This is a genomic window from Bradyrhizobium sp. AZCC 1693 (assembly GCF_036924745.1).
GTDB lineage: Bacteria > Pseudomonadota > Alphaproteobacteria > Rhizobiales > Xanthobacteraceae > Bradyrhizobium.
In genome coordinates, this window is the sequence record NZ_JAZHSD010000001.1 from 3,628,947 (window position 1) to 3,653,646 (window position 24,700).

A 24,700-nucleotide genomic window follows, 5' to 3' on the forward strand; every position below is an offset into this window, starting at 1 on the left:
GCTCAACCCTGCCCGGGTACCAGCGCAAGCACGCGCAGCGGACTGCCGGAGCCGTTCTGGATCTTGAGCGGCGCAGCCACGATCACCGCGCCGGTCGGCGGAAGCTGATCGAGATTGCACAGGCATTGCAGGCCGTAACGTCCGCCACCGTGCAGGAAATGGTGCGCCGGATAGGGCGGGTCGAGATGACCGGCCTGGCCGGCATCCGTCCCGATCGTCTCGGTGCCGAGGCCGATGATGCCGCGCTCCTCGACGAGCCAGCGCATCACGGCGGCATCCGGCCCGGGCGTGTGCGCGCCGTCGTCCTTCAAATTGGCGTAGTCGCGCCAGCCTTTCTTCGACCAGTCGGTGCGCAGCAATACCCAATGCCGTTCCGGGATCCGCCCGTGGCTTTTTTCCCAGGCCTCAATGACCGGTATCGTCAAAAAGAAATCCGCATCCTTTGCGGCTTGCGCCGAGCAATCGATCACACAGGCCGGCGCGATCATGTCGCGCACCGGCAGCGTATCGACCGAATTGTTCGGCAGGTCCTTGCCGGTGAACCAGTGGATCGGCGCGTCGAAATGCGTGCCGGTGTGCTCGCCGAAGGTCAGGTTGTTCCAGTACCAGGCAGGACCGCTCGCGTCATAGCGCGAAATCTGCTGGATGCGCACGGGCGCGGCTTGGCCGAATTCCGGCGGCAGAACGATGACGGGGAAGTCCGGGCTGAGCGTAAACGTCAGATCGACGACGCGCACCGCGCCGGACGCGACCGCGCCGGCAAATTGCATGAGACCATGGCTGTCCATTGCGCTTCTCCCGTTTCTAGCAAACCCGCCTACGCCCCTAGCTCACGCTCGACCGCCTTGGGATTGGCCGCAAGGCGCTGGCGAATGTCCTCGGCGACATCGCCCACGAACACATCTTCCAGTCCGCGCTTGAGCGCCGATATGATCGCGCTCGCAACTGCGCGCGGCGCGACCTTCGGCGGCGGCACGGTCTGGAACCACTCGATATCGAGCGGGCCGGTGAACACGTTCACCACCTTGACGCCGCCGGGCCGAAGCTCCGCGCGCAGGCAGTGCGACAGCGAGAGACAGGCCGCCTGCGACGCGGAATACGCGCCGAACACCGGCCAATTCTCCAGCGCATAGACCGAGAGGATATTGACCCAGGCGGCGGCGCTGTTGACGCCATCGGAGCCCCGCATCCGGATCGCCGGCCCGAACGCCTGCGCCAGATGCACGAAACCGAGATAGCTCTGGTCGATCTCGTCGCGCACGACGCTGGTGCCTTGCCGATCGAGCAGCCCGCCGGCACGGACATGTTCGGAGGTGTTGACGAGGATATCGACCTTGCCGCCGATATCGGCCGCGAGATCCGCGACCGACTTCTCGTCGCCGATGTCGAGCGGCACGATCTCGACGCCCTCCAGCGCCCGCAACGTATCCTCGCCGCGGAACGGCTTCCATGGTTCGGCGACGCCGACGAACACGATCGATGCGCCGGCCGCCTTCAGTGCGGCCACCACTTCCTGACCGACGATGCTCCGCCCGTTCGTTACCAGAACGCGCCGGAATTTCGGATCGGCGGTCATCTCACGCCACTGCCTGTCGTCCGTCATGTTGAGGGTCTCACGTTCGGGGTGCGCGAAGGCCACGGCCTGCCCGCTCTTGTCCAGTTGAAACGACATCACGACCGGACCGCCCTCTTCGCAATCGGCATGCAGGTGCGTCACCAGTTTCGGCCCGCATTCCATCGCGACCAGCCCGACGCGCCATGGCGCGCGCTCGCGGAAGTGCACGTCGGCCGGGACGTGCAGCGTGGTTTCGCTCAAGAGCGTTCCGCGCCGCGGCGCATCCGTGAAGACGAGATCGGCGGAAAGGCACGCAGGGCACGCATCGCGCGCCGGATAGCAGAACGTCCCGCAACCGCCGCAGCGCTGCAGCATGAAACGGCCTTCGGCGGCGGCCCGCGTAAAACCGTGCGAGGCGCGGCTGCGCGCGCGTGGCGGCGACGTCGGCAGCCGCGTCCGCTTTAGCGGATTCTTCCGGCGCGGCTTTGCGATCGGTTCGATCATGCGCCTGGTCCTGCGAGGATCGCCGCGCCCGAGGCGAGGCCGCGATCATAGTTGATCATTCCAAAGCCCGACGCCAACCCGATCCGCGCATCCCTAACCTGCGTCGGACCGGCCTGCCCGAGCACCTGGCGCATCGCCTCGACTACCCCGAGATAGGCGCCGCCCGCACCGGCCTGCCCGACCGAGAGCTGCCCGCCAGAGGTGTTGTGCGGGAAGCTGCCGTCGATCGTGAGATCATGCTGCCGCACGAAGTCCGGCCCCTCGCCCTTCCGGCAGAAGCCGAGATCCTCGAACTGCATCATCGAGATGACAGGGTAATCGTCATAGGTCTGGACGAAGTCGAGATCATCCGGCTTGACGCCGGCCATCGCGTAGAGCTCATCGATATCCATCGCCCAGCCGCCCCGCACCTGAACGGGGTCGTCGCCGAACGCATTGTGGCGCTCGATCGTAGACAGAATTTTGGCGGCGGGCAGCTTCAGCGAAGCCGCGGTCTCCTCTCCCATCACGAAGAAAGCCTCTGCGCCGGCGCACGGCATCACGCAGTCGAACAGATGGATCGGATCGGCGATCGGCCGGGCCGACATGTACTGCTCGATGGTCAGCGGCGCTTTCATCAGGGCATGGGGATTGCGCAACGCGTTGCTGCGCTGGGCGACGGCGATCTTGCCGAAATCCTCACGCCGCGCGCCAAACGTGCGCATGTAATTGCGCGCGATCAGCGCAAAGCTCGCATTGGCGCCACCGGCGCCATAGGGATAGACGGCATCCTGGTTGAATCGCGAAAAGTTTTCGAGCGTATAGCGGAAGGAGTCGACGTGGTTGGTATCGCCCGCCACGCAGGCCACGATGCGGGCGTCGCCCGCCTGCACCGCCCGCGCGGCTTTGCGCAGCGCCGCAATCGCGCTCGCGCCCCCGAGCGGAATGGTGTCGATCCATCGCACGCACAGGCCGAAATGCTGGGTGAGGCTGATCCCGCTATCGAGCCCCGCCGTAAAACTCGAAACACAGAACCCGTCGATATCGCGCGGCGTGATCCCGGCGCCATCGACCAGCGACTTCAGCGCGCGGCCGATCCACCACTGTGCGCTCTCGATCGAGTAACGCACATAAGGAATCGTCACCGGAACCGCCATCACGACCCGATCATAAGGTGTTCGGATGGAGCTCTGCATCGGACTGCGGATTCCTGCGAGCGGTTCAGAGCACGGACAACTTGACGTCGATATTGCCGCGCGTTGCGTTGGAATAAGGGCAGCGCTCATGGGCGCCGGCAACGACTTCTTCGGCGACGGATTTCTCCAGCCCGGGCAGCAGCACCTTGAGCTCGACGGTGAGCGCGTAGCCGACCGCGACCGGCCCCATGCCGACCTTGGCGGTGACGGTCGGTTCAGCCGACGGTGTGATCTTGCGGGTGCGCGCGACGAGTTTTACCGCGCCGAGGAAGCACGCCGCATAACCGGCGGCAAAAAGCTGCTCGGGATTGGTTCCCGGTCCGCCCGGCCCGCCCAGTGATTTCGGCAACGACAGCGCCACCGACAGAAGGCCGTCCTCGCTCGCGGCCTTGCCGTCGCGCCCGCCGGTCGCCGTCACTTCGGCTTCATACAGAATTTTGTCTGGCAGCAGCATGTCTTGTCCTCAAGAGCTCTTTGGTTTCTCTTGCGTGCGCGCCACGGTGGCACGGAAATCCTGGCGAGCGCGGTCCTTGGCCAGCGCGAAGCTCGGGCCCCGGCTCGGCTCGGTGCCGTTGAGGTGCCGCAGCTGCACCCACATCTCGGCGCTCTTCAGCGCCACTGCCGCACAGTTGACCACGGGCGCATGACCGATCTTGAAGCCATGCTCGCTCGCAATGAGGAGGCCCGGCAACACGCCGGCCGGAATGATGACGTCGGCGCCGCGATCGACGAGCGGCTGCGCGCAGGCCGCGAAGTCGGCCAGCATGCGCGCCTTTGCCGCCGCGTCGCCCGCGAACGCGGCGCTGAAATCCTCCGGACGGCAACCCATCCCGGTGACATGCGCCACGCGGCCGGACAACCCGTAGCGATCGGCCTGCTCGTAATGCCAGACCTCGAAGGCGGCATCGAGCGTGACAAGACCGAGGCGGCGCCCAAGCTGCGAGGCCGCGAGCAGCGTGGCCTCACCCGTCCCGACCACCGGGATCGTGAGCGCCGAGCGCAGTTCGTACAATCCCGGATCCTGGAAGTGGCCCATGACGTAGGCGTCGAAGCCGTTCTCCTGCGCCGTGAGCCCGTTGTCGACCGCCTGGATCGCGCAACGAAATTCGCTCAGGCGGCCGAAGTCGCGATCGGCAGGCGTGATGCCCTCGACATGGACACTGGTGCCGGGCGCCGCGATCTCGTTCAGATAGGCCGCAAGCCGCGCCATGTAGGGCGCGCTGGTAGCCTGGTCGACGAAGCTCTGCCAGAAGATGCGCACAGCATTATCCTGTTTCACAGTTGTAGAGTGACGCCATCTCATCGACCGAAATATTTCAATCACAAAATAATTTTGGCGTCAATTGAACCGCGCGCCGGCGCGCGCTGCGCACGACAGGATCGGTTTGCCGAAAGGACAGGCAGATAGCGCCTTACCCTTTTGCACAAGCGAATTCAGCGCTCGCGGCCGCATGCGCCGCCGCAAACTTTTTCCGCGGAGCGCGAATCTGGCGTATTGACCTGCGGCCGAGAGATACTTTAGGCTTTAAACAATTGACAGGGAGTGAGCGCCGTGCAGACGCACGTCGCCTTGATAGTTGCGTTGATAAAGGCACTTCAATCGTGGCTGAGATCATCAACCTCGGGACGACGCGTACTATGGGCGGGTTCGCATTCGCCGCGGCAGGTCCCGCCGTTTCAGATCTTGGCTGTCTGAGTTTTGGCCATCTGAATCTTGGCGGTCTGGGCGTCAACGAAATCGCGGACGAGGCCGGCGAAAGCCTCCGGCATCTGATCGGGAAGCGGCACCATGCCTCCTGAGAGCTCGCGCAAGATGCTGCCCTCGATAGCTCCAGCGACCTTCGGAGCCACCGGATGAACGTGCGGATCGCCTGTCGGAGCAATGATCAGCGTGGGGCAGTGGATCTGCCCGATACGGTCTTCCATCCGATAGCGGTTCACCACCCGATGCCCCTCCGCCGCCATCTCGCCGGCACGCAGCGCGTCGATCATGAAGCGCTGCAGCAGATCGATATCATCAGCAGGATAGAACGGCTGCCGGCGCGCCCAGAGCTCGGCGAGATGGGCGCCATCGCTACGTGCTTCCACATCGTCGATAACGCGCATGCCCTGATGTTTGGCGCGGCGCGCCGCATCGACGAAGGGACAGGCCGACAGCACCAGCACGCTCACGCGCGCAGGCGCCGAAGCGGCCATTTCGACTGCGATCACCGCGCCGGTGTGATGACCGACGATCGCGGCGCGCGGTTCTTCCAGCGCATCGAGCAGCGCGAACGCGCCCTCGGCCCACAGTTCAATCGAAGGATCGCCGGCAGGGGAATCGGAATCGCCGAAACCAGGCGTATCCATCGCGATCGCGCGGAAATCGCGGCCAAGCGGCGGCAGCACATCGCGGTATTCGTCCCACGAGCGTGGCGTCTGATGCAGCAGGAGAACGGGAAAACCGGTTCCCGCCATGGCGACGTGGATGCGGCCAAGAGGCGTCGTGACGAAGCGGCGCTCGACGTTGGAACCGGTTCTGGTGACGCCCATTTCATAACTCCATGCGGACGCGGGGATCACGCCTGCGCCGGGTTTCGACGACAACTGCGGCATCGATCGTGCTGGTCCGACCTCGATCCATGCTGACATCTCGCTCAGGTCGCGGCTGATTTCAACCAAGGGGAATGCAATGCGCAAGATGTTGAGTTTGACTGCACTCATCGGCGGCCTCGTCGCGGCCTCGACCGCACAGGCGGACATCACGATCGGATTCGTGACGTCGCTCAGTGGACCCGGCGCCTCGATCGGCATCCCGTACGGCCGCGGCATCCAGGCCGCCATGGAATACAAGAGCGAGGTCAACGGCGAGAAGATCAAGCTGATCCAGCTCGACGACGGCTCCGACCCCTCCGCCGCGACCCGCAACGCGCGCAAGCTCATTGAAGAAGAGAAGGTCGATCTTCTGATTGGCACCGCGACCACCCCGTCGACCATCGCAATGATGGGGGTCGCGACAGAGTTGAAGGTGCCGATGATCGCCGTCTCCCCTCTGTCCGGCCAGCCAAATCCGGCCGATCAATGGGCCATCTCCGTTCCGCAACCCGCCTCGCTGCTGGTCAAGGTCGTCGCCGACCGCATGAAGCGCGATGCCATGAAGAACATCGGCTATATCGGCTTTTCCGACGCCTGGGGCGACCTCGTCTACAGCGGCGCCAAGGCGGCCGAAGCCGACGACGGCATCAAGGTGCTGACCAACGAGCGTTACGCGCGCGTCGATACGTCGGTCACCGGCCAGATCCTTAAAGTTCTTGCGGTGCGCCCGGATGCCGTGCTGATCGGCGGATCGGGCACGCAAGGCGCGCTGCCGCTGCTTGCGCTTGGCGAGCGCGGCTTCAAGGGCAAGACCTACGGCACCGTCGCGTTGGTCAATCCCGATTTCGTGCGCGTCGGCGGCAAGGCTGCGGATGGCATCCAGGTCTCCGCCGGCCCGGTCATCGTGGCCGAGCAGCTTCCCGACAGCCATTTCGCCAAGAAGCTCGCGCTCGAATTCCGCGCCGCCTTCCTGAAGGCCAACAACGTCCCGACCACGGACGGGTTCTCGGCCTACTCCTTCGACGGCTGGAGGATCTTCACCTCTGCTGCCGAGCGTGCACTGAAGACCGCGAAACCCGGCACCGTCGAATTCCGCAAGGCTCTGCGCGACGAGATCCTCAACACCAGGGAGCTCTCGGGCGTGCACGCGGTCTACAACTTCAAGCCCGGCGCCTACTACGGCGTGGACGAGCGCGCGCTGGTGATCGTCCGCCTGTTCAACGGCGCCTGGACCTACCAGCCCTGAGCGATACTGACTGATAACAGGGAAGGACGGCCGACGGCATGACGGCAGACATCGCAGCGATCCTTGCGATCGACGGAATAGCCACCGGGGCGGTCTACGCCCTGGTGGCGATCGGGACCGTGCTGATCTTCACCGTAACGCGGGTGATCTTCATTCCGTTCGGCGACATCGCCGCCTTCACAGCGCTGACGCTGGCGGCGCTCGATGCCAAGCAGCTTCCCGGAACGATCGGGCTGGTTGTCGTGCTGGCGTGCATGGCCTGCGCGATGGAAGTCGTCTCGCTGGCGCTCGCCGGCGAGTTTCGCGCGGTGCCGAAAGCCGTCCTCGGCTATCTCGTGTTGCCCATGATCGTCGTCGGGATCGTCTGGCTGACGATGCGCTTCAATCCGCCGATGCCGGTCCGGATCGTGCTGGCGCTGCTCTTGATCATGCCGATCTCGCCGCTGCTGGACCGGATCGTGTTCCGCCCGATCGCGGACGCCTCGGTTCTCCTGCTGCTGACGGTCTCGGTCGCGCTTCACTTCGCGCTGGTCGGACTTGGCCTGCTGTTCTTCGGCCCCGAAGGCGTCAGGACCGAGCCGCTGACGTCGATGGCGATCGAGATCGCCGGTGTTCACGTTTCCGGCCAGACCGTGCTGATCCTGGCGGCGGCGCTGGTGTTCAGCGGCCTGCTGTTTCTGTTCTTCGACTTCACGCTGGTCGGCAAGGCGCTGCGCGCGACCGCACTCAACCGAACCGGCGCCCGGCTGATGGGCATCCGCCCGGCACGCGCCGGAACCATCGCCTACCTGCTGGGGTCGCTGATGGCCGGCGTCTCCGGCATCCTGATCGCGCCGGTCAACACCATCTTCTACGATTCCGGATTCCTGCTCGGCCTGAAAGCCTTTGTCGGCGCCATCATCGGCGGCATGGCCAGCTATCCAGGCGCCGCGCTCGGCGCGTTCGGCGTCGGCATTATCGAGAGCTTCGCCTCGTTCCAGAGCAGCACCTTGAAGGACGTCATCGTCTTCTCGCTGCTGATCCCCGTCCTGCTCTGGCGCTCGCTCGCCTCGCAGCATTCCGAAGAGGAAGTCGAGGAATGACACTGCAGCAGATCCGTCTCATCATCGCCGCGGCGATCGCCTGCCTGGTGGCGGCACCCTTCGTGCTCAATCCGTTCAGCATCACCTTGCTGAACTACATCGGCATCTACGCGCTTGCGGCCATCGGGCTCGCGCTATTGACCGGCGTCGGCGGCATCGTGTCGTTCGGCCAGGCAGCTTTCGTCGGCGTCGCAGCCTACGCAACCGCCTGGGTCACCGCGGTGAACGGCTACTCGCCCTGGCTCGGACTGGTGCTGGCCGTGGTTCTTACCTGCAGCATCGCAGCGACCCTCGGCTTCGTGACGCTACGCCTGGGCGGCCACTTCCTGTCGCTGAGCACGGTCGCCTGGGGACTGGCGATCGCGTTCCTGTTCGGCAACATCGATGGCCTCGGTCAACATAACGGCATCTCGGGCATTCCGCCGATCTCGATCGGCCCGGTCGCCTTGGTCGAGAGCCGGCAGATCTATTTCCTGATCTGGGCGATCGTCGTGGCGGTTCTTTTCGTCTGCTACAATCTGCTCGACTCCCGCATCGGCCGCGCCATGCGCGCGCTCCGCGGCGGCAATACGCTGGTCGAAAGCCTGGGGATCAGCGCATTCCAGATCAAGCTGGTGACGTTCGTCATCGCCGCGTTCCTTGGCGCGCTGTCCGGATGGCTCTATGCCCATCTCGGTCGTTTCGTCAGCCCCGGACCGTTCGACGCAGCCATGGGCATCGAATATCTGATGATGGCGATGGTCGGCGGCGCCGGCAGCATTTTGGGCGGCGTGGTGGGTGCGGCCATCGTCACGCTGTTGAAGAACAGCGTGCAGGACTATCTGCCGCTGATCGCCAAGGGCGCCTCCGGCCAGCTCGAGATCGTGGCGTTCTCGGCGCTGTTCATTCTGTTCCTGCAACGGGCCCGGCAGGGCATCGTCCCGTTCATCGCAGGTTTTCTGCCGGACCTGAAGCAGTCCCGTCCGCAAGCGGCGACGCCATTGCCGCGCCGCGAGCAGCCGGCGCCCGGTACGCTTCTTCTCAAGGTCAGCGGCGCGCAGCGGCGATTTGGCGGCCTCGTCGCCGTCAACAATGTCAGCTTCGAGGTCAGGTCCGGCGAAATTCTCGGGCTGATCGGGCCGAACGGCGCCGGCAAGACCACGATGTTCAACCTGCTCACCGGCGCGCTGCGCGCCAACAGCGGCGAGATCGCGTTCGCGGGCCGCTCGATCACCCGCGATCAGCAATTCCACATCGCCCGCTCCGGAATCTCCCGTACCTTCCAGCACGTCAAGCTGCGCCCACGCATGACGCTGCTCGACAACGTGCTGCTCGGCACCTATTCGCGCACCCGGACCGGCCTGTTCGCCGGCGCCCTGCGCCTCAATCAGGCGGAAGAAGCCAGCGCCCGCTACGAGGCGCTGCGGCAGCTCGAACGGGTAGGCCTTGGCGACAAGCCGTTCGAACTCGCTGGCAATTTGCCGCTCGGCAATCAGCGCGTGCTCGAGATCGCCCGCGCGCTCGCAGCCGATCCGACGCTGCTCGTGCTAGACGAGCCGGCCGCCGGCCTGCGTCGTCAGGAAAAGCTCAAGCTCGCCGAACTGCTGCGTTCGCTGCGCGCCGACCACCTGACCATCCTCCTGGTCGAGCACGACATGGAGTTCGTGATGTCGCTGGTCGACCGCATCGTCGTGCTCGATTTCGGCTCAAAGCTCTGCGAGGGCGAACCGGCGGCGATCCGCAGCGATGCCCGCGTCCAGGAAGCCTATCTCGGAGGTGTCGCGTGACACAGATGCTCTCGATCGAGAATGTGTCGGTCGCCTACGGCAAGGTGGAGGCGGTGCGGAATGTCTCGCTTGCTGTCGAGCAAGGGCAGATCGTGACCGTGATCGGCCCGAACGGCGCCGGCAAGACGACCCTTCTGATGGCCGCCATCGGTCTGCTGAAGTCCACGGGACGGATGGTGTTCCAAGGCACCGATCTTGCGCGGATCGATGTCGAGGGCCGCGTCGAGCGCGGCCTTTGCCTGGTGCCCGAGAAGCGCGAGCTGTTCGCCGACATGTCGGTCGCCGACAATCTGTTGCTCGGCACCTACAGCCTGCGCGACCGCTCGACGACGCGGAAGAGCTTCGACGACGTGTTCGACCGTTTTCCTCGGCTGAAGGAACGCAGCAAGCAGGCCGCCGGCACGCTGTCGGGCGGCGAGCGGCAGATGCTGGCACTCGGCCGCGCGCTGATGGCAAAGCCAAAGCTCCTCGTCCTCGATGAACCCAGTCTCGGCCTTGCGCCGCTCATCGTCCGCGAAATCTTCCGCACGATCGCCTCGCTGCGAAGCCTCGGCGTATCGGTGCTGCTCGTCGAGCAGAACGCCCGCGCCGCGCTGGAGACCGCGGACTACGGCTACGTGCTGGAAACCGGCGAGATCATCCAGTCCGGTCCGGCGGACACACTGATCCACGACCCGAAACTGATCGCAGCCTATCTCGGCGGTCATTGAAGCGGCGGCGCGCTACACGCGGCGCCAGACGCGCGTCAGGCGACGGGTTTACGCGCGAGACCCATGGCCCGCAGCGCCGACGCAAAGGCCGCAAGCCGCTGCTCGCGATAGGCGGCCTGATCGACACCTTCGTAGTTCATGAATCCCTGTCCGGTCTTCAAACCGATCCGTCCTTCGCGCATATTCGTCGCGATGATGTCGGGTGCGGCGTAACGGCTGTCGCCCAACGCCTCGACCAGATAGCGGCTGGCATGATGCAGGATATCGCCGCCGCCCCAGTCGATGAACTCGAGCAGGCCCAGCACCGCGAAGCGGAATCCAAAGCCATAAATGACCGCCTTGTCGATATCCTCCGCCGAAGCGACGCCCTCCTCCACCATGCGGGCGGCCTCGTTCATCGCCAGCGCCTGGATTCTGGGAACGATGAAGCCCGGGCGCGCCGCGCAAACGACCGGCACCTTGCCGATGCCTTCGAGCAGCGCCTTCATCCGCGCCGTAACTTCCGGCGCGGTGAGCCGCCCTGGAGACAATTCGATCAGCGGCACGAGATAGGCGGGATTAAGCCAGTGCGCATTGAGGAAACGGCCGGGATATTCGATCGATCCCGCGAGATCGTCGACCAGTATCGTCGACGTGGTCGAGGCGATGATCGGGCCTTCGCCCGCCAGCCGCGAAGCTTCGGCCAGCGCTGCCTGCTTCAAGCTGAGGATTTCCGGCATTCCTTCGAAGATGACGTCACAGCGCCGCAGCGCCGCGCCCGCCTCTTGCCGCGGGACGATCGTGATGCGCTCGGCAATCGTGGGCACAAGTTCTGCCGGGAGCAGATCGATACGCGAGAGGATTTCGAGCGTCGAGCGGATCTCAGCTCGCGCTTCGGCCGCCAGCGCGTCAAATGCCGCCGCTTCCCGTTCCTTGAAGTCGACGACGACGACCTGGTGGCCGGCAAACGCGAATACCACCGCGATCCCGCGGCCCATTCGGCCGGCGCCGAGGCATCCGATGACCGGCTTCATCGGAAGCCCTCGGTCAAAAGAGTCTGCAGTGCGGCGCGATCCAGATCGCCGAGACCGAGCGAAGACAAGCTTCGGCCCGTCACCGCGAAATCCTGCCCGGTGATGGCGGAGCCGATCGCCAGGAATGCCTTCACGAGCGGCGTTTGCACGCCTGCGAGGCCTGCCACCGAAGCAAGGAACGACAGGCCGAGACGCAGATCCTCCAGCATGTAGCGGTGCTCGACGAGAATGAGGCGCTCGGACCAGTCGCCGGAATCCGTGAGCTGGTCATGGGCGTCGCGCGCATACATCCAGGGTTCGCCATCCTTCGAATAATGGTCGGCAAGCGGAAAATGCGGTCCTCCGTAACCGAGCGCCTCGCGAATGGCGATGCGTTCGGCATCGAGCGCGTCCGTCACGCGGCGGATGGCCGGCTGGGTTCCTTCCTTGTGGATGTCCCACTTCTCGAAATGCTCGATCGGGCCGGCGTTCATGGTGATCAGCGGCGGATGGATGATCGGGCCGGCATTCATTAGCGCGCCCGAGAGCGCATCGCCGCATGGTTCGATGGCGTTTGGAAACGCGCGTTCGATCACGCCCAGCGCGTGCGGGGCAAGGCGCAATGGAAATACGCCGGTCGGCAACCGCGCACCCCTGCCGGAGATGCGGACAGCACAAGGACCCTGCTTGCGCGCCAGCCACGGCAATGTGCCGGTCTCTGCGGTTGCGATCTCGGCGCGGTTACCTGCGTCTCGCGCGGCGCGGGCGAAGATGTAGGAGCCGAATGTGCCGGGCGGCAGGAACACCACCTGTCCGTCGCGCAAGTGCGGCGCGGCCAGATCAGAGATTTCAGCTTGCGCGAAAGCCGGTGCTGGACACAGGATAAGGTCGGCCGCTTCGATCGCTTCCGCGATCGAAGACGTGATCATGGCCAGCCGTGCATCACGTCGCCCCGACCGATCGATGACCGTTATCGTGCCTCCTTGTGCGCGATGCGCCTCAACATCTCCAAAATTTCGCCGCCACAGCCGGACTTCGTGACCGGCCAAGGCCAAGTCGCCGGCAGCCGCGAACGAACCGTTCCCTCCACCCAATACTGCAATCTTCAAGATGTCCTCCGCTTCAGATCCCGCTACGCAGGTGTCGCCTTGACGTTCTTTTCCTGCCACGCCGCCCAGGTCTGCCGATCGATCTGGAACAAGTCGGTGGAGCGCGCATACCAGCCGCTTCCGTGCATGCGGGCGATCAGACGCAGCGCCTGCGTATCGATGTGACAGCGCTCCTTGTCCAAAATCACGGCGTCATCGACATGGGCGCGGACCACGCGGCCGATGACGGCGGTCTGGCGTGGTCCCGTCACCAGCGAGGTGAGGACCCGACATTCGAACGACACCGGCGATTCCGCAATGCGCGGCGGGCGCACCGCCTGCGAGGCCGCCGGCGTCAGTCCGGCCAGCGTCAGTTCGTCGATCTCGGGCGGCGCATCGATACAGGTGATGTTCATGGCCTCGGCGTTGCTCTCGGCGACCAGGTTCACGACGAATTCGCCGGTGTCGAGGATATTCGCCGCGGTGTCCTTGAACCGCTCAGAGCCCGCCAGCAGCCCGATCGCGACAGTAGGCGGCTCATGCCCCATCACGTTGAAGAAGCTGAAGGGCGCTGCATTGATCACGCCGCTCGCGGAGACCGTGGTGATCCAGGCGATCGGCCGCGGCGTCACCGTGGCCGTCAGGATCTTGTAGCGGTTCTGCGCCTCCAGCGTCTCCATGTCGAAGATCATGCCGGCCTCTCAGATCGCGACCACCGGGTGGCGCAGCCGGCCGATACCCGTCACTTCGGCTTCCACCACATCGCCCGGCCACAGCCACTCCTGCGGAGAGCGCCTGGCGCCGACGCCCTCGGGCGTGCCCGTCGCGATGACATAATTGAGGCCGATGCCGAAGATGTTCTTGCGGGGTCGCGGTATCGGCGCCAGCAGCCTGACATTCGCCAGCGGCAATGCGGCGCCTACCGGCCAATGGTCCTTGCCCCCGTTCAGTATTTTCTTGAGCGCTGCCAGCGCGGGCGGTCCAAGATCGATAAAGTCGAGCATCGATGACGGAAGGGAAACTCCGGCGTGCTTGCCGACCTCCTCGACGTCGACGACCAGATCGTCAACGACCGCGCCAAGACGGGCAGCAGCCTCAACGGTGCTGCGATAGGTAACGAGACGCACTGTTTCTCTCCTTAGGATACGAGGGGCTGCCGGCCGCCATTGTCGCCAAACGCTTCTTCGCGGTAGAGCCCGAGCGCGTTCATCACCGGCAGGTCGTTGAAGGTAAAGAGGCAGGCATCCTCGCTGGCGGAAGCGTTCACATGTTCATGCCAGGCCCATGACGGAACACAGAAGATGTCGCGCTCCTTCCAGTCGAAGCGCTTGCCATCGATGATCGAGTGACCGCGTCCCTTTGCCACCTGATAGATGAAGCTGCCGGTGTGACGATGCGCGCGCGTGCTCTCGCCCGGCCGCAGCATCTGCATCGATGCGCCGATCGTCTGCATCACCGGCCCGCCGGTCACCGGATTCACATAGTTCATGAGAACGCCGTCATATGGCGAACCGTCGGTGGCCTTGCCGTAGCGCTGCAGCGCCTCGTAGGTCGGCCCCCACTCATATTTCAATAGCGGCGAATAACCTTTGGACCATTCGGCGCCCGCCGGACGCAGGCCGGGATTGCCCCAGGTGTGCGTCATGTCGTCGACGGGATAGCCGACGCTCTGCTGCAGGTCAGGGTGAACCACATAGAAGTTGGCTTCGAGCGTGTTCACCAGGGGAATGTCGAGGCCGTCCTGCCAGATGCAGGGCGTGCCGTCGCTGGAGACGCCGTGTTCGTGCCAGGTGCCGTTCGGCGTCAGCACAAAATCGTTGGCGCCGAGCGTCATCTTGTGGCCGTCGACGATGGTGTAGGCGCCCTCACCCTCCATGATGAAGCGAAGCGCCGATGCCGAATGGGCGTGGGCGGATGCGACCTCGCCCGGATGCATGACCTGCAGGCCGGAATAGAGCCAGCCGACCGCGGCGGCGTGCTCACGGCGGCCGGGATTGTTCAGATAGATGACGCGGCGGCCGGCCTTCTCGGGCGACACCAGTTCGACGGAACGCAACACGTGCGCGCGAAGGTCCTCGTAGCGCCAAAGCACCGGAACGGAGGATGATTTGGGCGCCCAGGGCTCGATCTTGTTCGCGACTGTCCAGAGCGCGCCGGCCTCCAGCCTTTCGAGTTCGTCGTAATAGGCGAGCAGTTCAGGCGTATCCTCGACATTGGCCCGTCCGGCCACGTCTTCCCGGTGGTTTTCACGAGCTTTCGTTGCCATGTCGCCCTCCTGTACTGGCGCCGTGTCCGGCGTCGCGTTGTCAGTTCATCTAATCAGGTATCATTGCGATCGCCTGGATTTCGACCTTGGCGCGATCCTCGATCAGCCCCGATACCTGCAACGCCGTCATGGTCGGAAAGTGCCGACCCATGATGTCCCGATAGGCCACGCCGATTTCCTTCAGCCGCGCCGAATATTCCTTGCGGTCGAGCAGGAACCAGGTCATCGACACGATATGCTCAGGCCCGGCGCCGCCGGCGCGCACCACCGCATCGACATTCTTCAGGGTCTGGCCGACCTGCGCCACCAGATCGTCGGACTCGAACTTGCACTGTTCGTTCCAGCCGATCTGGCCCGCGACGAAGATCATCTTGCCGCGGGCGGCGATGCCGTTCGCGTAACCGCTCGGCTTGGCCCAACCGGGCGGCTGCAAGAACTCGAACATTTCATACTCCCGTAGCAGGACGCGACTGGACGCCTGCGGCTAGGCCTTCAGGACGTCGCGTCCGATAATGAGTTTCTGGACTTCGGTCGCGCCTTCATAAATGCGCAACGCGCGTATCTCGCGGTAGAGCTGCTCGACGATCTCGCCGGAACGCACGCCGCGGCCACCGAACATCTGCACGGCGCGGTCGATCACCGCTTGCGCGGTTTCGGTCGCAACCATCTTCGCCATCGCCGCTTCGCGGGTCGTGGAAGCTTTCTGCACGTCGCGCCGCCAGGCTGCGCGATAGGTGAGGAGCGCGCTGGCATCGACGCCTGCCGCCATGTCGCCGAGGGCGGCCTGCGTCAATTGCTGGTCGCCCAGCACGCCGCCGAACATTCGCCGGATCCGCGCATGCAGTGTTGCCTCATCGAGCGCACGGCGGGCAAAACCAAGCGCTGCTGCTGCGACCGACGCGCGGAAGATATCGAGGGTCCGCATCGCGATCTTGAACCCTTCGCCCGGCGAACCCAACAGCCGCGCCGCCGGAATCCGGCAACCCTCGAAATGCAGTGTCGCCAGCGGATGCGGCGCCATCACATCGATGCGATCGGCAATCGAGAATCCAGGATCATCCGGAAGCACCACAAAGGCCGAAATGCCGCGCGCACCCGGCGCCTCGCCGGTTCGCGCAAACAATGTATAGACATCGGCGATGCCGCCGTTGGAAATCCAGGTCTTCTCGCCATCCAGGATATAGTGGTCGACCTCGCGCCGGGCGCTGCAGGCCATGGCGGCGACATCGGAACCGGCTTCCTTTTCCGACAGGGCAAAGGCGGCGACCCAGTCGCCACGCCGCGCCTTCGGTAGCACCAGCGCGCGCATTTCGGGCGAACCGGCAATCGCCACCGCACCGGTGCCAAGTCCCTGCATTGCAAAGGCAAAATCGGCGAGCCCGCTGTGCCAGGCCAGCGTCTCGCGCGCCAGACAAATCAGCCGGGAATCAATCACTGCATCGGGCCGATCGCCCGCGACCGATGCCTCCAGCAACCCCGCGGCGCCAAGCTGGCGAACCAGCGAACGGCAGGTCGCGTCGACGTCACCGCTGTGCGTATCGCCAAGACCGGCTGCAAATGCATCGAGCGCCGCGGCGTATTCGCTATGGCGGGAATCGAAGAACGGCCACGCGAGATGTTCGCGAGACGGCCCGCGCAACTGCGAAACCGGGGTCATGTCAGTCTCCCGCAAAGCCGCCTTGGCGCACGCCGACAAGTGCGACGCGCTCCAATAATGTTTCATGGCTAAAATATCCTGTCAAGCGAGCCGATCCGGCGCTGGAGCCGGCCGACTGTGCACGAAGCCCACGAAATAGGCTGTAAAATTGCACATCGATGCGCGTAAGGGTGTTTTGCCATGCGCAAATCCGCAAGTCCGATTGACATCATTTTTGTTTGATGTCTAAAATTATATTCGGTCGTCCGGAGTTCCCCGCAAGGCCGAGGAGGCGAGCATGGCAGAACGCTCTTTCGCGCGCGAGGTGGAAGACCTGAAGCTGGGCGCCGGCCAGGAATTTCGCGGCGAAGGCATCCTTGCGATCACCAAGGCATTGCTCGAATGCGGCGTCAGCTATGTCGCCGGCTACCAGGGCGCGCCGATCTCGCATCTGATGGACGTGCTGTCGGACGCGCAGGATATTCTTTCCGACCTCGGCGTGCATTTTGAATCGAGCGCCAGCGAGGCGACCGCAGCGGCGACGCTGGCCGCCTCCGTGATGTATCCGATCCGCGGCGCGGTCACGTTCAAGGCGCCGGTCGGCATCAATGTCGCCTCCGATGCGCTCGCCAACCTGTCCTCGGGCGGTGTGACCGGCGGCGCGCTCATCATCATCGGCGAGGATTACGGCGAAGGCTCCTCCATCATGCAGGAGCGGTCGCACGCCTTTGCGATGAAGTCGCAGCTCTGGCTGGTCGATCCACGGCCCAACGTGGCGTCGATCGTCAAGGCCGTGCACGATTCCTTCGAGCTGTCCGAGGCGTCGAATACGCCCGTCATGCTGGAGGTGCGGATTCGCGCCTGCCATGTCCATGGCCGCTTCGCCACCCGCGACAATGTCCGCCCTTCCTTTCCGCTTTCCCGCGCGCTCGATGCGCCGTCGCGCGACACCAATCGCATCGTGCTGCCGCCGGCTTCGTTCCTGCACGAAAAGGAGAAGATCGAGCAGCGCTGGCCCGCGGCGGTCGAATTCATCCACGCGCGCGGCATGAACGAGACGTTCGAGGGCGATATCGACGACATCGGCATCATCATGCAGGGCGGCATGTATAACGGCGTGATCACCGCGCTGCGCGAGGCCGGCCTTGCCGATATCTGGGGCGAGACGCGGGTGCCGCTCTATGTGATGAACGTGACCTATCCGATCGTCGACCGCGAGGTGATCGACTTCTGCCGGGCTAAGAAGGCGGTTCTGATGGTCGAGGAGGGTCAGCCCGAATTCATCGAGCAGGCGCTGCACAAGATCCTGCGCAACGCCGACATTCCGGCCAAGCTGCACGGCAAGGACCTGTTCCCGATGGCCGGTGAGTACACCGCGCAGGTCATGGGCCAGGCGATCGGCGCCTTCATCCGCCGCTGGCGCCCCGACGCGCTGCCGGATGCCGCGCGCGCACCGAACATTGATCGTGTCGAGGTCGACGACAAGATCCGCGCGCTGGCCGACGTGGTGCCGCCGCGGCCGCCGGGCTTCTGCACCGGTTGCCCGGAGCGGCCAATTTTTTCCGCGATGAAGCTGGTGGAGAAGGAACTCGGCCCGCATCATATCGCCGCTGATATCGGCTGCCATTTGTTCTCGATCCTGCCGCCGTTCAATATCGGCGCCACCACCATGGGCTACGGGCTTGGCCCGGCGTCGGCCTCGGCCTTCAACGTTCCGGCGAGCAAGCGCTCGATCTCGATGATGGGCGACGGCGGTTTCTGGCATAACGGACTGACCAGCGGCGTCGGCAACGCCGTCTTCAACCAGCACGACGGCGTGATCGTCGTGGTCGACAATTATTATTCCGCCGCGACCGGCGGCCAGGACATCCCCTCCTCTCGCGCCGACAACCGTTCGCGCTCGACCAAGCATCCGATCGTCGAAGCGGTGAAGGGCGTCGGCGCCAAATGGGTGCGCCAGATCGATCGCACCTACGACGTTACGCGCATGCGCGACACCCTCCGCGAAGCGCTGACGACGGAGGAAAAAGGGCCGAAGATCATCGTCGCCTCGTCGGAATGTATGCTGAACAAGCAGCGGCGCGTGAAGCCGCTGGTGGCCGCAGCCGCCAAGCGCGGCGAACGCGTCGTGCGCGAACGCTTCGGTGTCGACGAAGACGTGTGTTCGGGCGACCACGCCTGCATCCGCCTCTCCGGCTGTCCGTCGCTGTCGGTGAAACCGACCAGCGATCCCCTAAAGGACAATCCCGTCGCCGCCGTCGACAATACCTGCGTCGGCTGCGGCCACTGCGGCGAGGTCGCGGACGCCGCCGTGCTGTGCCCCTCCTTCTATCGCGCCGACGTTGTCTCCAATCCGACCGCCTTTGAAGCGCGCTTTGACCGGATCTGGCGGCGCGCGATCGGCGCGTTGCAGCGCTGGCGAGCGGGACGGCGGGTCATGTTCGAACAGGAGGCGGCATGAACGTCTCGGTCGCACCCTCGTCCATCGCGCTCAGTCAGGCTCGCCCTATCACCGTCGCGGTGCTTGCCATGGGCGGCCAGGGCGGCGGCGTGCTGGTCGACTGGATCGTGGCGCTGGCCGAGCGGCGCGGCTGGTTCGCGCAATCGACCTCGGTGCCCGGCGTCGCCCAGCGTACCGGCGCCACGATCTATTACATCGAGATGATCGCGCCCGACGCGAGCAAGCCGGAGCGTCACCCCGTGCTGTCGCTGATGCCGGCGCCCGGCAAGGTCGACATCGTGATCGGCGCCGAATTGATGGAGGCCGGCCGGGCTATCTTGCGCGGACTGGTCTCGCCCGACCGCACGCTCTTGATCGGCTCCTCGCACCGCTCGTTGGCCGTAATCGAGAAGACAGCGCCCGGCGACGGCACCGCCGACGCATCGCAGGTCTACGAGGCGGCCAATGTTGCGGCCAATCGCTTCATCGCGTTCGACATGGCCGAGATCGCCGACGCCACCGGCAGCGTGGTCTCCTCCGTGCTATTCGGTGCACTCGCCGGCTCCGGCGCCCTGCCCTTCACGACCGAGGATTTTGAGGAAACGATCCGGGCGGCCGGCGTCGGCGTCGATGCCAGCCTGCGCGCTTTCACCGCCGGCTGCAAGCGCGCCGTCGCCACGCTCAAGCAGGATCCCAAGATCAAGCCTATGGCAAAGCCGCCGCTCGCCAAACGCTTTCCGCGCCTCGAACCGATCGGTCATGCTGGCTATGACGCGCTCGTCGCCCGCGCGCGGCAATTGCCGGAAGGCCTGCACGGCATCGTCGCCGCCGGCCTGCAGCGCGTGGTCGATTATCAGGATGTCGCCTATGGTGGCGAATATCTTGACCGGCTGGAAGCGATGCCGCGCGACGCGACCGGCCTGCTGCAGGCCTTTGCCAAATATCTCGCGGTCGCGATGGCCTATGACGACGTCATTCGCGTCGCTGACCTCAAGACGCGTGCGGGACGATTCGACCGGGTGCGCCGCGAGGCGCGGGCCGGCGATGACCAGATCCTTGGCATCACCGAGTTCTTCCATCCACGGATCGAGGAAGTGGCGGGGCTGCTGCCGCCTCGCCTCGGCGAGAAGATCGAGCGCAACGCGCGGATCGCTCGGCTCATCGATCGCGGAAGAAAACTGCGCACGACCGCACCGTCGGCGTTCCTGATGCTGTACTGCGTGGCGGGCCTGCGGCGCCTCCGCCGCCGTACGCTGCGGCACGCCCGCGAGATGCACCATCTCGATCAATGGGCACAACGTATCAGGAAATTCGCCGCAAGCGACGTCGCACTCGCGACCGCCGTGTGCGAGGCGCGCCGCCTCGTCGGCGGCTATTCGGATACGCATTCCCGCGGCGAGTCGAAGTTCGACAAGGTCATGCTGGCGTCCGAGCGCCTGGCCGGCCGGCCAGATGCCGCCGAATGGGTGCAGCGGCTGACCAAGGTCGCGCTGAAGGACGCCGATGGCGCCGAGTTCGACGGCGCGCTGCGCACCGTCGAGACACTGTTCGGGGACGCCTGAGGATGGATCAATTCGAAGTCGTGGTGTCGAAGGCTGAGGCGCTTACGCCGCGCATTCGCGAATTCGTGCTTGCGCGCACCAACGGCGCCCCGATGCCGGGCTGGGCCGCGGGCGCACATATCGACGTGCATCTGCCCGATGTCGGCCGGCGTTCCTATTCGCTGATCGAGACGGCGTCACCGCGCGCGGCCGAACATCCGACCGCCTATCGCATCGCCGTGCTGCAGGAAAGCAAGAGCCACGGCGGCTCTATATTCATGCACGGTCTCAAGACCGGCGATCGCCTGACGATCTCGCCGCCGGCGAACAATTTTCCCCTCGGCGCGGGCACGAGCGAAGTCGCGCTCGTCGCAGGCGGTATCGGCGTGACGCCACTGCTCGCCATGGCCTGCGAACTGAACGCGGCGAAGCGACCGTTCTCGCTCTATTACGCCGGACGCAGCCGCAGCGAGCTCGCCTTTCTCGGCGACATCGAGCGATTGGCCAACGCAAGTGCGACGATCCACGCCGACGACGAAGCCGGCCGGTTTTTCGATCTCGAAGGTTTGATGATCCGGTTAGCCGCCGACGTGCCGCTTTACCTCTGCGGGCCGCTGCCGATGATCGAGGCCGCCATCGCGCTGGCCAAGCAGATGAACTGGCCGCAGGGGCGGCTGCATTTTGAAATCTTCAGCGCGCCCGAAGAGAAGTCCGGCGACGCCAGCTTCGAGGTCGAACTCAAGGGCAGCGGACGCGTCTATGAGATTCCCGCCGGCAAGACCATCCTCGATGTGCTGCTCGAGGCCGGCGAAGACCCGATACATGACTGCAAGCGCGGCGATTGCGGGATCTGCCAGACCACTGTCATCGAGGGCATTCCCGATCACCGCGATTACATCTTGAGCGAAAGCGAGAGGGCGTCGAACAAGGTGATGCAGATCTGTATTTCGCGCGCGAAAACCAAAAGACTTGTGCTCGACCTGTGAAGGAGGAACGCATGACCCGATATGCCGGCAACGCCGCGGCGCTTCGCGCGCTGGTCCGCGAGCAGGAAGTTCACCGCGAGCGTCTATGTCAGCGAAGAGGTATTCCAGCTCGAGATGGAGCATATGTTCCCGAATAGCTGGGTCTATGTCGGCCACGACAGCCAGGTCCCCAATCCCGGCGACTACTTTGGCACCACGATCGGCACGCAGCCGGTGCTGCTCGTACGCCATACCGACGGCAAGGTGCACGTGCTGCACAACCGCTGCCCCCACAAGGGCACGCGCATCACGTCCGAGACCTGCGGCAACACCGGAAAATTCTTCCGCTGCCCCTACCACGCCTGGAGCTTCAAGACCGACGGCTCGCTGCTCGCGATTCCCTTGAAGAAGGGCTACGAGAACACCGGCTTCGAGCAGAGCCACGCCGCGCCCGGAATGGCGCCGGTGCGCCATGTCCGCAACTATCGCGGCTTCGTGTTCGCCAAGATCAATGACGGCGGCCTCGATTTCGAGGAGTTCTTCGGCGAAAGCCTGTCGAGCTTCGACAACATGACCGACCGCTCGCCGGCCGGCCAGCTCAAGGTCGCCGGCGGCGTGCTGCGCTACATGCACAATTGTAATTGGAAGATGCTGGTTGAGAATCAGACCGACACCTGCCATCCGATGGTGGCGCACGAATCCTCCGCAGGCACTGTAGTCGAGGTCTGGAAGAAAGCGCCGCCCGGCACCAAAAAACCGATGGCGGTCGAGATCATCGCCCCCTTCATGAGCCCCTACGAGTTCTTCGAGAACATGGGCATCCGTATCTGGGACAATGGCCACGGCCACACCGGCGTGCACCACTCGATCCATTCCGACTATTCGGCTGTATCAGGCTATTTCGAGAAGATGAAAGCCGCCTATGGCGAGGAACGCGCCAAGGCGATCCTCGGCGAGAACCGACACAACACGGTCTATTTCCCCAACATCATGATCAAGGGACCGATCCAGTTATTGCGGCACTTCAAGCCGATCGCGGCCAACAAGACCTTGGTCGAATCCTGGACCTTCCAGCTCGTCGACGCGCCCGACATGCTGCTCGAACGCACGCTGATGTATAACCGGCTGATCAATGCGCCGACCTCCATCGTCGGCCACGACGATCTCGAAATGTATGAGCGGGCGCAGGAAGGCCTCCATTCGAACGGCAACCAGTGGGTGAACCTGCAACGCCTCTATAGCCCCGACGAGGCCGGACAGACCAACGTGGCGGTCAACGGCACCAGCGAGTGGCCGATGCGCCATCAGTTCCGGGCCTGGTCCAAGTTCATGACGATGGGGATGTGACATGAGCATGGTCACTGAGCTTCCCCTGAAGAATGCGGTCCCCACCGATCAGGAATTGATCGACTTCGTCGTTCGCGAGGCGCGGCTGATCGACCAGCAGCGTTTCGACGAATGGCTCGATATGTACGCCGACGACGCCTTCTACTGGATGCCGCTGGAATGGAATCAAACCGATCCGCGGCTGACCTGCTCGCTGATGTACGAGGACAAGCTGCTGCTCTCGATCCGAGTCGAGCGGCTCAAGGGCGCGCGAACCTTCAGCCAGAAGCCGAAGAGCCGTTGCCATCACGTGCTGCAGACACCGCAGGTCGATTCGCGCGACGCCGCCGCCAACAGCTACGTCACCTGGACCCCGATACATTATGTCGAGACTCGTCTGGACGACCAGGCGCTCTATGCGGCCTGGGTCACGCATCATCTGAGCGTCGAGAACGGCAAGCTGAAGATCAAGCTCAAGCGTGTCGACCTGATCAATTGCGATGCTGCCTTCGGCAACATCCAGCTCTTTATGTGAGGGAGAATGAGCGTGGTCCACCACACGGCGATCGTGAGCGGCGGCAATACCGGCATCGGCGCGGCGATTGCCCGCGGACTCCTCGCCGAGGGCTATGACGTGATCTCGCTGTCGCGGCGCAAGCCCGACTGGAGCCATCCTAAGCTCTCCTCGCGCGAGGTCGACCTGCTCGATGCGACGGCGACGCGGCAGGCCGCGAACGAGATCGCAGCAAAGGTCGCGATCACGCATGTCGTGCACAATGCCGGCGCGATCCGCGCCAAGCCGCTGGAGGAGGTCGCTGACGAGGACGTCGGCGCATTGGCGCAGCTGCATTTCGGCGCCGCGATTGCGCTGGCGCAGGCGGCGCTGCCGGGCATGAAGCAGGCCCGCTTCGGCCGCATTGTGCTGCTGTCCTCGCGCGCCGCGCTGGGAGCTGCCACACGCACGGTCTATTCGGCGACCAAGGCCGGCATCATCGGCATGGCGCGAACCTGGGCGCTGGAGCTTGCTCCCTTCGGAATTACCGTCAATGTCGTCGCACCCGGCCCGATCGGAGATACCGAGATGTTCGAGAGCGTGATGTCGCCGGAATCCGAACGCGCCCAGAAGCTGGCGCAGTCGATTCCGCTCGGCCGCCTCGGCAAATCGGCCGACGTCGCGCGCGCAGTCAGTTTCTTCAGTTCACCTGATGCCGACTTCATCACCGGGCAGACGCTCTATGTCTGCGGCGGAGCCAGCATCGGATCGATTTCCATCTAGCCCGGTGAGACCCAAGCCATGGACGCCACAGTCAAACGAAAGGCCCGATCCCCGAAGGGCGCACGCGGGCAAGCGTTGCGGCCGGTCGAGCCGGCGCACGAATCCGACGGCGCGCATCTGGAATTACGCATCTGGCTGCGGCTGCTCTCCTGCGCCACCCGCATCGAGAAGGCGCTGAATGCCCGGCTGCGCAAGGAGTTCAACACCACGCTGGCCCGCTTCGACCTGCTGGCACAGCTCACGCGCAAGCCTGAAGGCGCGACCATGTCCGAAGTTTCCGAACTTCTGATGGTCTCGAACGGCGCGATCACGGCGCTGGTGCAGAAGCTGGAAGCCGACGGCTTCATCCATCGCGAGGTCGATTCCGATGACCGCCGCACCTTCCGCCTGCGCCTGTCGCAGGAAGGCGCCAAGCAATTCGGCCGGATGGCGCGCCGGCATGAGGAATGGGTGATTGCCCTGATCGGCGAACTGTCACCCGTCGCGCAGTCGGACCTGCTGCAACATCTGACCCTGCTCAAGCGCCGCCTCGACAAGCACTCCTGATGTTGAAATGCG

23 protein-coding genes and 1 pseudogene are annotated in these 24,700 nt (G+C 64.6%); 11 read left to right on the forward strand and 13 right to left on the reverse strand.

The window, feature by feature from the left end; translation table 11 throughout:
* Positions 1–2: 2 nt before the first annotated feature.
* The 6 genes from V1293_RS17235 to V1293_RS17260 form a co-directional block, all read right to left on the reverse strand.
* A complete protein-coding gene (locus V1293_RS17235) occupies positions 3–788 on the reverse strand; it encodes a cyclase family protein (protein ID WP_334511082.1) in 786 nt (261 codons plus the stop codon).
* A gap of 29 nt (positions 789–817) precedes the next feature.
* Positions 818–2,059 carry an SDR family NAD(P)-dependent oxidoreductase gene (locus V1293_RS17240; protein ID WP_334511083.1) on the reverse strand — a complete coding sequence of 414 codons (1,242 nt, stop codon included), beginning with the start codon at positions 2,057–2,059 and terminating at the stop codon, positions 818–820.
* Positions 2,056–3,234 (reverse strand): thiolase family protein, encoded by a 1,179-nt coding sequence (locus tag V1293_RS17245; RefSeq protein ID WP_334511084.1) that lies wholly within the window; start codon positions 3,232–3,234, stop codon positions 2,056–2,058. Before V1293_RS17245 ends, V1293_RS17240 begins: the two co-directional genes overlap by 4 nt.
* Before the next feature lie 25 nt (positions 3,235–3,259).
* Positions 3,260–3,688 carry an organic hydroperoxide resistance protein gene (locus tag V1293_RS17250; RefSeq protein ID WP_442894250.1) on the reverse strand — a complete coding sequence of 143 codons (429 nt, stop codon included), beginning with the start codon at positions 3,686–3,688 and terminating at the stop codon, positions 3,260–3,262.
* Positions 3,689–3,697: 9 nt separating this feature from the next.
* Entirely contained in the window at positions 3,698–4,495 is a 798-nt protein-coding gene (locus tag V1293_RS17255) for an aspartate/glutamate racemase family protein (protein WP_334511085.1), read from the reverse strand.
* Positions 4,496–4,911: 416 nt separating this feature from the next.
* Entirely contained in the window at positions 4,912–5,937 is a 1,026-nt protein-coding gene (locus V1293_RS17260; protein ID WP_334511086.1) for an alpha/beta fold hydrolase, read from the reverse strand.
* Here V1293_RS17260 and V1293_RS17265 point away from each other — a divergent pair.
* From V1293_RS17265 to V1293_RS17280, 4 genes are read left to right on the forward strand one after another with little or no spacing between them, the layout of a single operon-like run.
* Positions 5,906–7,054 (forward strand): ABC transporter substrate-binding protein, encoded by a 1,149-nt coding sequence (locus V1293_RS17265; RefSeq protein WP_334511087.1) that lies wholly within the window; start codon positions 5,906–5,908, stop codon positions 7,052–7,054. The two genes, V1293_RS17260 and V1293_RS17265, sit on opposite strands and share 32 nt — an antisense overlap.
* A gap of 38 nt (positions 7,055–7,092) precedes the next feature.
* Positions 7,093–8,136, forward strand: a complete 1,044-nt coding sequence (locus tag V1293_RS17270; RefSeq protein WP_334511088.1) for a branched-chain amino acid ABC transporter permease — start codon at positions 7,093–7,095, stop codon at positions 8,134–8,136.
* A complete protein-coding gene (locus V1293_RS17275) occupies positions 8,133–9,902 on the forward strand; it encodes a branched-chain amino acid ABC transporter ATP-binding protein/permease (RefSeq protein ID WP_334511089.1) in 1,770 nt (589 codons plus the stop codon). The genes V1293_RS17270 and V1293_RS17275 overlap by 4 nt, the downstream gene beginning before the upstream one ends.
* On the forward strand, positions 9,899–10,612 hold the full coding sequence (locus V1293_RS17280; protein WP_334511090.1) for an ABC transporter ATP-binding protein: 714 nt from the start codon (positions 9,899–9,901) through the stop codon (positions 10,610–10,612). The genes V1293_RS17275 and V1293_RS17280 overlap by 4 nt, the downstream gene beginning before the upstream one ends.
* A gap of 35 nt (positions 10,613–10,647) precedes the next feature.
* On the opposite strand, the gene V1293_RS17285 is transcribed toward V1293_RS17280, so the two are convergent.
* Genes V1293_RS17285 through V1293_RS17315 form a run of 7 tightly spaced genes read right to left on the reverse strand, consistent with a single transcriptional unit; the run spans position 10,648 to position 16,615 of the window.
* Positions 10,648–11,625, reverse strand: coding sequence for a 3-hydroxybutyryl-CoA dehydrogenase (locus V1293_RS17285; protein WP_334511091.1), 978 nt, complete (start codon positions 11,623–11,625; stop codon positions 10,648–10,650).
* Positions 11,622–12,713: an NAD/NADP-dependent octopine/nopaline dehydrogenase family protein gene (locus V1293_RS17290; RefSeq protein ID WP_334511092.1), complete on the reverse strand. Its 1,092-nt coding sequence runs from the start codon at positions 12,711–12,713 to the stop codon at positions 11,622–11,624. The genes V1293_RS17285 and V1293_RS17290 overlap by 4 nt, the downstream gene beginning before the upstream one ends.
* Before the next feature lie 23 nt (positions 12,714–12,736).
* Positions 12,737–13,384, reverse strand: coding sequence for a flavin reductase family protein (locus tag V1293_RS17295; RefSeq protein WP_334511093.1), 648 nt, complete (start codon positions 13,382–13,384; stop codon positions 12,737–12,739).
* Between the two features lie 9 nt (positions 13,385–13,393).
* Complete coding sequence (locus V1293_RS17300) at positions 13,394–13,819, reverse strand: fumarylacetoacetate hydrolase family protein (RefSeq protein ID WP_334511094.1); 426 nt, start codon at positions 13,817–13,819, stop codon at positions 13,394–13,396.
* A gap of 11 nt (positions 13,820–13,830) precedes the next feature.
* Positions 13,831–14,958 (reverse strand): cupin domain-containing protein, encoded by a 1,128-nt coding sequence (locus tag V1293_RS17305; RefSeq protein ID WP_334511095.1) that lies wholly within the window; start codon positions 14,956–14,958, stop codon positions 13,831–13,833.
* 49 nt (positions 14,959–15,007) lie between these two features.
* Complete coding sequence (locus V1293_RS17310; RefSeq protein ID WP_334511096.1) at positions 15,008–15,403, reverse strand: RidA family protein; 396 nt, start codon at positions 15,401–15,403, stop codon at positions 15,008–15,010.
* Between the two features lie 39 nt (positions 15,404–15,442).
* On the reverse strand, positions 15,443–16,615 hold the full coding sequence (locus tag V1293_RS17315) for an acyl-CoA dehydrogenase family protein (protein ID WP_334511097.1): 1,173 nt from the start codon (positions 16,613–16,615) through the stop codon (positions 15,443–15,445).
* Positions 16,616–16,892: 277 nt separating this feature from the next.
* On the opposite strand from V1293_RS17315, the gene V1293_RS17320 reads away from it, so the two are divergent.
* The 7 genes and pseudogenes from V1293_RS17320 (at position 16,893) to V1293_RS17350 (ending at position 24,688) form a co-directional block, all read left to right on the forward strand.
* Positions 16,893–19,055 carry an indolepyruvate ferredoxin oxidoreductase subunit alpha gene (locus tag V1293_RS17320; protein ID WP_334511098.1) on the forward strand — a complete coding sequence of 721 codons (2,163 nt, stop codon included), beginning with the start codon at positions 16,893–16,895 and terminating at the stop codon, positions 19,053–19,055.
* Complete coding sequence (locus V1293_RS17325) at positions 19,052–20,596, forward strand: indolepyruvate oxidoreductase subunit beta family protein (protein ID WP_334511099.1); 1,545 nt, start codon at positions 19,052–19,054, stop codon at positions 20,594–20,596. Before V1293_RS17320 ends, V1293_RS17325 begins: the two co-directional genes overlap by 4 nt.
* A 2-nt stretch (positions 20,597–20,598) precedes the next feature.
* Positions 20,599–21,561 carry a PDR/VanB family oxidoreductase gene (locus V1293_RS17330; RefSeq protein WP_334511100.1) on the forward strand — a complete coding sequence of 321 codons (963 nt, stop codon included), beginning with the start codon at positions 20,599–20,601 and terminating at the stop codon, positions 21,559–21,561.
* Between the two features lie 11 nt (positions 21,562–21,572).
* Positions 21,573–22,887: pseudogene (locus V1293_RS17335) on the forward strand (aromatic ring-hydroxylating dioxygenase subunit alpha).
* A gap of 1 nt (position 22,888) precedes the next feature.
* Entirely contained in the window at positions 22,889–23,401 is a 513-nt protein-coding gene (locus V1293_RS17340; protein ID WP_334511101.1) for an aromatic-ring-hydroxylating dioxygenase subunit beta, read from the forward strand.
* Positions 23,402–23,407: 6 nt separating this feature from the next.
* A complete protein-coding gene (locus tag V1293_RS17345) occupies positions 23,408–24,142 on the forward strand; it encodes an SDR family NAD(P)-dependent oxidoreductase (protein WP_334511102.1) in 735 nt (244 codons plus the stop codon).
* 18 nt (positions 24,143–24,160) lie between these two features.
* On the forward strand, positions 24,161–24,688 hold the full coding sequence (locus V1293_RS17350) for a MarR family winged helix-turn-helix transcriptional regulator (RefSeq protein WP_334511103.1): 528 nt from the start codon (positions 24,161–24,163) through the stop codon (positions 24,686–24,688).
* Positions 24,689–24,700 lie beyond the last annotated feature (12 nt).